The sequence below is a fragment of the Shewanella cutis genome (genome assembly GCF_022410515.1).
Classification (GTDB): Bacteria; Pseudomonadota; Gammaproteobacteria; order Enterobacterales; family Shewanellaceae; genus Shewanella; species Shewanella cutis.
The window spans coordinates 18,845-31,320 of sequence record NZ_JACSDI010000010.1 but is presented as its reverse complement, the minus strand read 5'-3'; the positions used below and the strand labels follow the sequence as shown (position 1 = coordinate 31,320).

Sequence of the window (12,476 nt, the reverse complement as noted above, 5' to 3'; positions counted from 1 at the left end):
CGGGATCCCATGGGGATCCCGCAACCGTTAACATTGAAGATTAGATTTTGCAAGCGCCGCCAGCACAGCCGTCATCTTCTTTCTCTATGTTGGTAATGTCATCGTGTTGATCCGATGCACCATCGCGAGTGTTATGGTAGTACAGCGTTTTTACACCTAACTTATAGGCATTGAGTAAGTCTTTTAGCAGGGTCTGCATCGGGACTTTACGGCCCTCAAAACGCGCTGGATCATAGTTTGTGTTGGCCGAAATCGCTTGGTCAACGAACTTTTGCATGATACCCACAAGCTGCAAATAACCTTCGTTGCTTGGCATTTGCCACAATAGTTCATAGTTATTCTTTAAGCTGTCGAAATCAGGTACCACTTGTTTTAACTGACCATCTTTACTGGCTTTTACACTGATCAAACCCCGAGGCGGTTCGATACCGTTGGTGGCGTTTGAGATCTGTGATGAAGTCTCAGACGGCATCAGTGCAGACAGTGTCGAGTTACGTAAACCGTACTCTTTAATGTCACTACGCAGTGCTTCCCAGTCTAAATGCAATGGCTCACTGCAAATCTTATCTAAGTCACGTTTGTAGGTATCAATAGGTAAAATACCTTGAGCGTAAGTGGTCTCATTAAATAATGGACACGCGCCTTTTTCTTTCGCGAGATTCATGGACGCTTTGAGCAGATAAAACTGAATCGCTTCAAAGGTCTTGTGCGTCAAATTGTTCGCGCTGCCATCGGAGTACTTCATGCCATTCTTCGCTAAATAATTAGCAAAGTTGATGACGCCAATCCCTAAGGTTCGACGATTCATCGATGAAATTTGCGCCGCCTTGATTGGATAATCTTGGTAATCGAGCAGGTTATCGAGTGCTCGCACTGCTAAGTCTGCTAATGGTTCCAGTTCCGCTAAATCGGTAATCGTACCGAGGTTTAATGCCGAGAGTGTACAAAGGGCGATTTCACCGTTTGGATCGTCAATGTTGTTCAGTGGCTTAGTCGGCAGAGCGATTTCAAGACAGAGGTTAGACTGTCTGATCGGTGCAACTTTTGAGTCAAACGGGCTGTGGGTGTTACAGTGATCCACGTTTTGAATGTAGATTCGACCCGTTGAAGCACGCTCTTGCATCATCAGTGAGAACAGATCCACCGCTTTTAATGTCTTCTTACGAATACTGCTGTCCTGCTCATATTGCAGATACAAACGCTCAAATTCGGCTTGATCTTCAAAGAAAGCATCGTAAAGACCAGGTACGTCCGATGGGCTAAATAGGCTAATGCTTTCGCCTTTGATCAGACGTTGATACATCAGCTTATTGAGCTGCACGCCGTAGTCTAAATGACGGATACGGTTATCTTCAACGCCACGGTTGTTTTTCAGTACCAGCAGCGATTCAACTTCTAAATGCCAAATAGGATAGAAAAGGGTGGCTGCACCGCCGCGCACGCCGCCTTGCGAGCAAGACTTCACCGCGGTTTGGAAATACTTGTAGAAAGGTAAGCAACCTGTGTGGAAAGCTTCGCCGCCACGGATTGGGCTTCCTAATGCACGGATACGACCCGCGTTGATACCGATACCAGCGCGTTGGCTCACATACTTCACGATAGACGATGCGGTCGCATTGATAGAGTCCAAGCTGTCGCCACATTCAATCAGCACGCATGAGCTGAACTGACGAGTCGGCGTACGAACGCCTGCCATGATGGGTGTTGGCAGTGAAATCTTAAAGGTTGATACTGCGTCGTAAAAATCTTTAACGTATTGTAGTCGCGTTTCTTTTGGATAACGGGCAAACAAACAAGCCGCCACCAAAATATAAAGGAACTGTGCGCTCTCATAAATCTCATGGGTCACGCGGTTTTGAACCAGATACTTGCCTTCGAGCTGTTTAACGGCTGCATAGGAGAAATTCATATCGCGCCAATGGTCGATATAAGTATCCATAATGTCGAGTTCTTCGCGGGTGTAATCCTGCAGAATGTGCATATCATACTTACCTAGCTCCACCAGCTTAGTCACATGGTCATATAACTTGGGCGGCTCGAACTGACCAAAGGCCTTCTTACGTAAATGGAATACGGCTAAGCGCGCAGCCAGAAACTGATAATCGGGTGACTCTGGGGAAATTAAATCCGCTGCCGATTTGATGATCGTTTCGTGGATAGCTTCGGTTGGGATCCCGTCGAAAAACTGTAAATGCGTGCGAAGTTCAACTTCAGAAACAGAAACGTTTTTTAATCCCTTGGCTGCCCAAGTAATTACGCGGTGTATTTTGTCGAGATCGATCGTCTCACGGGCACCACAACGTTTTGTAACTGTCATATTGCTATTCATTGAAGAGAGGCCTTGGTTCTGATATCTATTCAGGTGAACTCAGTCACCGTACGTTTCCTTGTAAAACAATCAACCTGAAAACCCTTAATACTACTGACTATAAGTGAAAATAGTCGATTTAGCGGGGAACTTCTAGTGTGTCTGATTGTTACCTATACACAAGATATGGTGTTTTAAATAAGATGAGATACAAGATAGTGAGGTTTGGTGCCATTTGCAAGTCTCAATTCAGGGGGTATCTTGTGGATATCTTGAGGATAAAGAAAAGCGTTAGTAACGACTAACCTTGTAGCTCAAATTGAGAGTAGCGTGCATCTTTTGTGATGAATTTTTGTTCGAATTTAACTGTGTGATCGATCGCTAAAATAAGCAGCGATCGCGATCAGAGGGGTTGACCCACAGTATGAATTCTACTAATTGCTGGCAGTGCGTACCTGTACCGTTATTGTGGGCTAATTTTGTTTACTTACTTTGCTAAGGCTTGGCTTAACGCCGTATGAAGATATAAAGGTGAAGGGTAGTGGGCGTAGGCTGGCCAAGTGCTGGGGGTATCGGTTGCACTTAAATATCCCCAAAGTGCCACTCCGCCGAGCATGCCTGCTGCTTGGGCGGCCAGTAAATCCCGTTCGGCATCCCCTAAATAGAGGATCTGATGTGGCTGGCATTGCAGTTGCTGGGCGCCCAGTAGCATGGGGGCTGTATGGGGCTTAGGGTAACGGGTAGAATCGCCGCTGATCATTACAGACATACGCGCGCTAAGCTTAAGCTTATTCAACAAAGGGCGAGTAAAGCGCGCCGGTTTATTGGTGATCACTCCAAAAGGCACATGGCTTAACTCAAGCCAGTCGAGCAAGGGGGCTATGCCTTCAAACAATTGGCAATGATCGCCATTAATCCGTTGATAATGGGCGAGGAGTCCCTGTTGAACTTGAGTGCGTAGCGTCTCACTAGCATTTGGAATAGCTGCATCTACTAAGGCAAAGCTGCCATGGGAGGCAGCGCTACGCATCGCCGCTAAGGGTTTAGCAGCGATGCCAACATCGCGTAAACTGAGATTCAGGGCTTCAACCAAATCTGGCGCGGTATCGGCGAGGGTACCGTCAAGATCGAATAACACTCCTTTAATCTCAGATAAGCTCATCTCAATCAACCTTCTGTGTTGCAATCATATAGTTCACATCAACCTTTGGGGTGTATTTAAAGATCCCTGTTAGCGGGTTATAGGTGATCCCTAGGGCGTCTTTGCAGATGAGGTCGGTGTTATCGACTAAATCAATCAATTCAGAAGGTTTAATAAACTTATTATGATCATGTGTGCCAATGGGCAGCATCTTCAGTAGATATTCAGCGCCGATAATGGTTTCGACAAAGGATCTTGCATTGCGATTAATTGTGGAGAAAAACACAAAACCACCGGGTTTTACCATATCGCAGCAGGCTTGGATCACTGATTGCGGATTGGGCACGTGCTCGAGCATTTCCATACAGGTCACCACATCATAGTATTCGCGGTGATCTTCCCTATGGGCCTCAGCGGTGTTTTTCACATAATTGATGCTGACCCCAGTTTCCAGCGCATGCAAACGTGCGACTTCTAACGGTTCTTCACCCATATCTAAGCCATCAACTACAGCGCCGATACGCGCCATGCTTTCGGATAAAATGCCGCCGCCACAGCCGACGTCGAGCACTTTTTTACCAAAAATCCCGCCCGCGGTTTGATCGATATAGTTTAAGCGGAGGGGATTTAATAAATGTAGCGGTTTAAACTCGCCATTGAGATCCCACCAGGTTTCGGCCATACGTTCAAACTTTGCGATTTCCTGCGGGTCTACGTTGGTATTCTGTTGCATACGATTACCTAAATCGGCTGAATTGTGCGGCCATTATAACGACAAAGGTTGATAAACACAGTATGGGCTGGATCTAAGTCTTTGTGGTTGGTTGAAATTTCAGCAATTATTCTCTGAGATTTGGCAGTTTGTGATGTAGGGCGTTTTTTTCTGTTCATAGATTAATCAATTGCTGAGATAAATTTCCGATCTAACGGGGTATTTCTATGGGTTTAAAAGCGCAAATTGACAGTGTTTTCATCTATTAAGCCACATCCTTCGCAATTCACGCAGGATAGGTCTGGCGACATTAAATAACTGTGTTAGAATGCCAAATCACGTTTTTGGGCCGCTCAATGATACGGATTATACGTTGTCGGCTAATTTTCAGGGGAACGAGCAGTTTATGACTGATCTGGCATCATCTATTTCGCCAATTAATATCGAAGACGAACTAAAGAATTCGTACCTTGATTACGCCATGAGCGTCATCGTGGGACGTGCATTACCAGACGTGCGTGATGGCCTTAAGCCTGTGCATCGCCGCGTGCTGTTTGCCATGAGTGAATTGAAGAACGATTGGAACAAGCCGTACAAAAAGTCTGCCCGTGTGGTCGGTGACGTCATCGGTAAATATCACCCCCACGGTGACTCCGCGGTATACGATACTATCGTTCGTATGGCTCAGCCTTTCTCACTGCGTTACACCCTAGTCGATGGTCAAGGAAACTTCGGTTCGGTTGACGGCGACTCCGCAGCGGCAATGCGTTACACCGAAATCCGTATGGATAAGTTAGCGCACCAGCTCCTCGCCGATCTTGAAAAAGAAACCGTTGACTATGTACCAAACTACGACGGCACCGAACAAATTCCGGCGGTATTACCGACACGCGTCCCTAACCTGTTGATTAACGGTTCATCGGGTATTGCGGTTGGTATGGCGACAAACATCCCACCGCACAACCTAACTGAAGTGGTTAAAGGTTGTTTAGCGCTGATCGCCGACCCTGCGTTGTCGATTGAACAGCTCATGGACTATATTCCTGGCCCCGATTTCCCAACTGCTGCGATTATCAATGGCCGTAAGGGCATTATCGATGCGTATAAGACGGGCCGCGGCCGTGCAGTGATGCGCGCGCTGGCTGAAGTCGAAACTGAAGACAACGGCCGTGAACGTATTATCGTCACCGAAATTCCTTATCAGGTGAACAAGGCAAAACTCATCGAGAAAATCGCTGAGTTAGTCAAAGATAAGAAGATTGAAGGCATTAGCGGTCTGCGCGACGAGTCTGACAAAGACGGTATGCGCATCGTAATTGAAATTAAACGCGGCGAAGTGGGTGAGGTCGTATTAAACAACCTTTATGCTCAAACGCAAATGCAGTGCTCTTTTGGTATCAACATGGTGGCGTTGACTAATGGTCAGCCTAAGTTGTTCAACCTAAAAGAAATGCTCGAGTGCTTTATCCTGCACCGCCGTGAAGTGGTGACACGTCGCACCGTATTTGAACTGCGTAAAGCGCGCGAGCGCGCCCATATCCTTGAGGCATTAGCGGTCGCGCTGGCCAACATCGACCCGATTATTGCGCTGATCAAAGCCTCGCCAACGCCAGCTGACGCTAAAGTTAAACTGGTTGAGCAGGGTTGGGCGCTTGGTCATGTGCAGGGCATGCTTGAAAAAGCCGGTGATGATGCGGCGCGTCCTGAGTGGTTAGAGCCAGAATATGGTATTCGCGATGGTTTATATTACCTGACTGAGCAACAGGCTCAGGCGATCCTTGAGCTGCGTTTACACCGTTTAACCGGTCTTGAGCACGATAAGATCATCGCTGAATACGAAGAGCTGCTCGAGTTTATCGCTGGTCTGCTGTTTATTTTGCGCAGCCCTGAGCGTTTGATGGAAGTGATTAAAGAAGAGCTAGAAGAAATTCTTGCTGAATATGGCGATGCCCGCCGCACGGTGATCAACGCCAATGAAATTGATATGAGTCTTGAAGACTTAATCAACGAAGAAGACGTGGTTGTGACCCTGTCGCACTTAGGTTACGCCAAATACCAACCGCTGAGCGATTACCAAGCCCAGCGCCGTGGTGGTAAGGGTAAAGCCGCAACTAAGGTGAAAGACGAAGATTTCGTTGAAAAACTGCTGGTTGCGAATACTCACGATACGATTCTGTGCTTCTCAGACTTCGGTAAAATGTACTGGCTCAAGGTCTATCAATTACCGCTGGCGAGCCGCACTTCCCGTGGTCGTCCGATTGTTAACTTACTGCCGCTGGCTGATGGTGAACGCATTACCGCGATTCTGCCAGTTCGCGAATACGCCGAAGATAAATACATCATCATGGCAACCTCTAACGGTACCGTGAAGAAGACTGCATTGACGGCCTACAGCAACCCTCGTGCAAACGGCATTATCGCTGTTAACCTCAAAGACGGTGACCAACTGATCGGTGTCGATATCACCAATGGTGATGATGAGATCATGCTGTTCTCGAACGAAGGTAAAGTGGTTCGCTTTAAAGAAGGCGAAGAAGTAGCCGTTCTCGATGAAAACGGTAACCCAGTGCTAGATGAAGAAGGCAACCCACAGATCAACTTCAAGGGCGTGCGTCCAATGGGCCGCGGCGCGACCGGTGTTCGCGGTATTAAGCTTGAAGAAGGCCAAAGAGTCGTGTCTCTCATCGTACCTAAGGGCGATGGCGCTATCTTAACTGTGACCGAAAACGGCTATGGTAAACGTACTGAGTTGTCTGAATACCCGTCGAAGAGCCGTGCGACCAAAGGTGTGGTATCGATCAAGGTGAGCGAGCGTAACGGTGCAGTGGTTGGCGCGGTACAAGTGGGCGGCAATGACGAAATCATGCTGATCAGCGACAAAGGCACTTTAGTACGCACGCCAGCCAATGGTGTGTCTATCATCGGCCGTAACACGCAAGGCGTGACCATTATCCGCACCGCAAGTGACGAGAAAGTGGTTGGTCTGCAACGTATCGATGAGATCCAAGGCGACGAAGATGAAGTCGAGCTGGATGAAAACGGTATGCCAATCGTCCCAGTTATCGCTGAAGGTGACTCTGTTCAAGAAGAGCCTTTAGAGGAAGAGGATGAGCTGGAAGAATTAGACGAAGAGCTTGACGACGAGCAAGACGAAGACTAATTCGAGAGTATGAAAACGAGCGTCCAATTGGACGCTCGTTTTTTTCATGGCAACGTTTTATTTTATGAATTCTAATATCATGGTTTGTAAATAAGGAGAGTGGCAGTGAGCGCGATTTATAATTTCTGTGCAGGTCCTGCGATGTTACCCGCAGCGGTGATGAAAAAAGCACAACAGGAATTACTCGATTGGAATGGGCTAGGTGTCTCCGTAATGGAAGTCAGCCACAGAGGTAAGGAATTTATCGCGCTGACCAAGCAAGCTGAGGCGGATTTACGCGAGCTGATGCACATTCCACAAAACTACCATGTGCTCTTTATGCATGGCGGTGGTCGCGGTCAGTTCTCTGCTGTTGTGAATAATTTTTTAGGCAATCAAGGTCGTGCCCTGTATTTAGTCAGTGGTCAATGGTCTTCTGCGGCATTAGCCGAAGCGCAAAAGCTGGTGGGCGACGCGCAAATTGATAGTCTGAATATTGTTGAAAAACATAATGGACTCAATGCGGTAGTGCTCCCTGAGCTCCATAAAATAGATGCCGACTACCGTTATGTGCACTACTGCCCCAATGAGACAGTTGATGGTATCGAAATTTTTGATGAGTTAGATAGCCCTTGGCCAATTGTTGCCGATTTATCGTCAACCATTATGTCGCGTGAAATCGATGTCAGCTGTTACGGCTTAATCTATGCTGGTGCGCAGAAGAACATTGGTCCATCTGGCTTATCGATAGTAATAGTGCGCGATGACATGTTGAAACTGCCGAGTTTACCGCAGTCATCCATTATGGATTATCGTTTAGCGGTTGAGCATGATTCTATGTTTAACACGCCACCGACCTTTGCCTGGTACTTAGCGGCCGAAGTGTTTGCTTGGCTTAAATCGATTGGTGGTGTGGCGAGTATCGCAAAAATCAATCAGCAAAAAGCGCAAATGCTATATGCCTGTATCGACGCCAATCCTTTCTATAAAAATGGTGTGGTGGCTGCGAACCGCTCACAAATGAATGTGACCTTTCAACTGGCTGATGAATCCCTTGATGGCGCCTTCTTAAAAGAGGCCGAAGCGGCGGGCTTAGTGGCTTTAAAAGGGCACAGAATCGTCGGTGGTATGCGTGCAAGCCTTTACAATGCAATGCCACTGGAAGGTGTTGCCGCGCTGGTGACATTTATGAACGAGTTTGCCGCTAAACATTACAAGATGTAGTCCGCGCTCACCCTATAGCACATAAGTTTTAAGCGGTTATACGCAAAAAGCGAATGCACATATGCATTCGCTTTTTTGTTAGTTGAATTACGCCAAGTTTCTTACCCTGATAATGAGGCAATGGCGATTGCACTGAGCAAGCCTGTGAGCCAGTACGCATAACAGACCAATATACTTAGCAATCTATTGGGTAAGTTTTATCTTATTGTTTATCATGATGAAAAGTTGATATTTTGATTTTTACCATAAGATAAATTACCAGGAAACCACTGATGGATTTAGCCAAGCTTTCGCGCATTAGTATGAAGCACTTAATCACTTTGCATGTGATGCTCGATACCTTGAGCGTCACCGCCAGCGCCGAACGTTTATGTTTAAGTCCTTCATCGGTTAGCAAAACTTTAAGCCAGCTTCGAGACAGTTTGAATGATGAACTGTTCTACCGTAACGGTAACTCACTGGTTGCAACGCCTTTAGCCAAACGATTAGGCCCAAGCGTGCAACAAATGATCAATGATATGAATCAGATCATGAGTCAAGATGCGTTTACCCCAATAAACTATGAGGGGCGGTTTACACTGGCAATGCGTGAAAGCACCTTTGAACTGCTGGCCGCTAAACTTAGCGCCCATATTTTGAGTTTGGCGCCCCATATTCATCTCGATATTTACAGCAAAGACAATATTGGTTTTGATGGACTCATTAATGGCTCGTTAGACTTTGTACTGTTACCCCATGATTTGAGTCAGCCTAATCCTTCGCAAGATGATCTAGTGTGGGAAACCTTGTTCAGTGATGAAATGATTTGCTTAATGAATGCATCCCATCCCTTGGCCAAACAATCGCATATCAGCTTTGATGACTACCTAAGCTACAGCCATATAGGCATCACAGATACGGATCTGAGTACACCTTATTTTGATATTTTACTCGCTCAGCAATCTAAAAAACGTGCCGTCCCCATTTCAGTGCCAGACTTTGGCAGCGCGGCGTTAATGTGTCACCACAGTGAACTGCTGTTTACCTGCTCGCGCCGCTGGGCATCCATCGCGAGCCAAGCCAAAGGCTTAACAGTGAAACCGTTACCCATCGAATATGGAAAAGTGGCTTACAGCCTCGTTTGGCATAAACAAAGTATGAAGGATCCCGCGCTACGCTGGCTGTACGAGCAGATCCTACTTTGTAGCCGTTAAAGGTAGATGGACGGTAACACGATATTTGTTAAACCTCGCTGGGTAAGAGAGGCCGCTAAGGCTTCAATATCCGTCTGTGTGCAACTAGGCCAAGTTAACGCTTCATCAACCACGCCATGGTGGTGAAAGGCGTTTAATTTCACCCGCGTATCGGCACCGAGTCTCAGTAAATAGCAAGATAGCGCGTCTATTTCCTGTTCAAAATCCGTAATGCCTGGAATATGCAGCAATCTTACTTCATACAGTTTTTGCTGCTGCGCCAAAAGTTCAATTGATTTGAACACCGCATGGTTATCTCGCCCGGTAATGTACCTATGGGTATCTCGTTGCCACGCTTTAAGATCCACCATAGCGCCGTCTAAAAAGGGCAGCAGTTTATGCCAGCCCGTGAGGCTCAAACTGCCATTGGTATTAAGCATACAGGTTAACTGTGATAACTGCGGTGAGGCCTTAATCGCTTTAAATAATTCAATAATAAATGGCAGTTGTAGACTTGCTTCACCACCGCTCACCGTAATGCCATTAATAAAGTGACGCTGATGGTGAAGAATCGCCAAGATTTCTTCAACAGTGTATCGGGTGACTTTGGGATTGGCTTGTTGTGGACACACAGCAAGACAAGTATCGCACTGGCTACAACGATCTTTGTCCCAATGGATTTGATGCTTATTGTTAGCCTTTATCAATGTCAGCGCCTTGTCAGGACAGGTGGCAATACAATCGCCACAGCCATCGCATAATCCGATGGTATGTGGGTTATGGCAGTTTTTACATTGATAGTTGCAGCCCTGCAAGAATAACACGAGCCTGCTGCCAGGTCCGTCGACGCAAGAAAACGGCAATAGCTGACTAACTATTGCCTGCTTATTTATGGCCGCTTTATTGAATGACACAGGGGGAGTGCTCATGGGCAATAACGCGTGCTTGGCGTTGCAATATTCCGGTATTTTGTGCTGCTTCTGCCCCTAAACCCGTGGTATTAAGGCGCGAGCCGCATTGTTTAAATGCTTCAATATCAGAGCGTTTTACCATATAGCCAGTGACACGCATTAAATCGTTAGAGGCCACATTGGCGGTAAATTCTCTAAAGCCTAACTCCAGTGCCGCTTTACACAGCTGGAACATAGCTTGAGGATTGGATTTGACGGTTTCATCTATGGTCAAAATATCGCTGATCCCCGCCGTATAATACTGGTGATGCTGCGCGAGGGCTTGAATATGAGCGATGGGATTGGGTTCAGTGCCATAGGGAATACGCACGCCGGGTGTCACGTCCTTATCGAGACTGATACCGCCCTGTGAATGCAGCAGCGCTCGTCCATGGTAGCCATAGGTGACGGGTGTGGATTTTACTATGGTATCGAGGGCGGCAGAAATACGGTAGCCAAGTTGGTTTGCATCCGTGCTATGACCATAGCCTGTGGGTTTGTTTGATTGAGATAATTTGTCGGTCTCACTTGTCATCTGAGCTTGCAGAATATTCACCGCTTCAGCCATACCGTAAATACCAAACATGGGGGCAAAGCGCGATTCATCAATCAATTGTTCTTTAACTAAAAAGCTATCAAAGAAGTGCGACTCTTGATGTAAAAAGGCCGAACGCGCCTCGATAAGTTCGAAGGTGAGTGAGCAGTAATAGGGCAAGACACGCTCAAAAAAATCATTGATTGACGTTGCCTTCAATGCCACTTCTTTCAGATTGAGTCTAACCAAGGTATTTGCACCGCCCGCTAATGGTAAGGCATTGTAGCAACTCACAATACCAAAGCCGCGCTTGTCAAATGCACTGGCATGCAGTGGATAGTTGGCGATATGCGGCTTACTGCACTGACAAATATTGGTTGTGGCAATTTGCAATAATTCATCCGGGGTGATGGCGGGGTCATACATAAAGGTCAAATTGGGGGCAACTTGTTTGAGTTCGGCATCAATGCGCAGTAGGGTTCGGCAAACAATATTGTCTGTTGGGCCAATATTGACGTGCATAAAGGCGTCGGGCAGGGTTCTGTCGAGCATGATCCAGAACAGCTTTAGTTTACGATAAAGGACATCCGCATCCATTCCTTCCACGAAAGGCATCAAAATGTCGTCCAACTGACCTAAATACACAGGTATATTGGTCACCGATGGCACATGGTGATACAGAATCGTTAAGGCATTGAGGGCTTCATCTAAATTTTGCGCGGGAACAAGCTCTAAATATTCAGAGCCTTGCTCAAGATAGCGGGCATAATCTGGCAATACATAGCGTGGTTTAAACGGCGTATGGCCTTCAAACATATCGCAAATAACACCGTCATTCATCGCTGTTTGTACTTCATCTGATATTGGCATGTAGGGCAAACTCGCCTCCGCCTCCAACGCTAAATAGTTAGATTTTTGCTTAGGTGAAAGCTGCGGGTTGGTGACGATTTGCATTAATTTATCTTGTAATAACATGGCGGAATATCCACAAGTTCAATAATGACGATTAATCTACTGGGCGGCTTTGGCTTTAAAAAGTGAAAATTGCCGTAGCCCCGATTGATAAAATGGAAATCCGCTGACCGAGATCACAACGTGCGGTTTATTGTGATAAGACCGTGGAGTCAACATCATTCAAATAGGGTTTTACGATTGAAAATAAATGCTTAAACGGTGAGGATGGCGTGGCTTATGAGGTTTTTGGGGAGAAATGAAAAGGAAGACTCGTCAATCCAAACTAAATGGACGAGTGTAATATTTACAAGCGGTAGATAAACTCTGCTGCATCTTAGATA

Annotated in this window: 8 protein-coding genes; 3 read left to right on the top strand and 5 right to left on the bottom strand. The window is 46.6% G+C overall.

The genetic code is table 11. The features are described from left to right. Positions 1 to 40: 40 nt before the first annotated feature. From nrdA to ubiG, 3 genes are all read right to left on the bottom strand, one after another. A complete protein-coding gene (gene nrdA, locus H9J30_RS13700) occupies positions 41 to 2,329 on the bottom strand; it encodes a class 1a ribonucleoside-diphosphate reductase subunit alpha (protein WP_240131512.1) in 2,289 nt (762 codons plus the stop codon). A gap of 466 nt (positions 2,330 to 2,795) precedes the next feature. Further along, positions 2,796 to 3,470, bottom strand: coding sequence for an HAD family hydrolase (locus tag H9J30_RS13695; protein WP_240131511.1), 675 nt, complete (start codon positions 3,468 to 3,470; stop codon positions 2,796 to 2,798). Position 3,471: 1 nt separating this feature from the next. Then, positions 3,472 to 4,182: a bifunctional 2-polyprenyl-6-hydroxyphenol methylase/3-demethylubiquinol 3-O-methyltransferase UbiG gene (gene ubiG / locus H9J30_RS13690; RefSeq protein ID WP_240131510.1), complete on the bottom strand. Its 711-nt coding sequence runs from the start codon at positions 4,180 to 4,182 to the stop codon at positions 3,472 to 3,474. A gap of 385 nt (positions 4,183 to 4,567) precedes the next feature. On the opposite strand from ubiG, the gene gyrA reads away from it, so the two are divergent. The 3 genes from gyrA (at position 4,568) to H9J30_RS13675 (ending at position 9,717) form a co-directional block, all read left to right on the top strand. Then, positions 4,568 to 7,321 carry a DNA gyrase subunit A gene (gene gyrA / locus H9J30_RS13685; RefSeq protein WP_240131509.1) on the top strand — a complete coding sequence of 918 codons (2,754 nt, stop codon included), beginning with the start codon at positions 4,568 to 4,570 and terminating at the stop codon, positions 7,319 to 7,321. A 105-nt stretch (positions 7,322 to 7,426) separates the two neighbouring features. Further along, positions 7,427 to 8,524: a 3-phosphoserine/phosphohydroxythreonine transaminase gene (gene serC / locus H9J30_RS13680; protein WP_240131508.1), complete on the top strand. Its 1,098-nt coding sequence runs from the start codon at positions 7,427 to 7,429 to the stop codon at positions 8,522 to 8,524. Between the two features lie 272 nt (positions 8,525 to 8,796). Next, on the top strand, positions 8,797 to 9,717 hold the full coding sequence (locus H9J30_RS13675) for a LysR family transcriptional regulator (protein ID WP_240131507.1): 921 nt from the start codon (positions 8,797 to 8,799) through the stop codon (positions 9,715 to 9,717). Here H9J30_RS13675 and H9J30_RS13670 read toward each other — a convergent pair. After that, complete coding sequence (locus H9J30_RS13670; protein WP_240131506.1) at positions 9,714 to 10,625, bottom strand: YjjW family glycine radical enzyme activase; 912 nt, start codon at positions 10,623 to 10,625, stop codon at positions 9,714 to 9,716. The genes H9J30_RS13675 and H9J30_RS13670 overlap by 4 nt on opposite strands. After that, positions 10,597 to 12,156, bottom strand: a complete 1,560-nt coding sequence (locus tag H9J30_RS13665) for a YjjI family glycine radical enzyme (protein WP_240131505.1) — start codon at positions 12,154 to 12,156, stop codon at positions 10,597 to 10,599. Before H9J30_RS13665 ends, H9J30_RS13670 begins: the two co-directional genes overlap by 29 nt. Between the last annotated feature and the right edge of the window lie 320 nt (positions 12,157 to 12,476).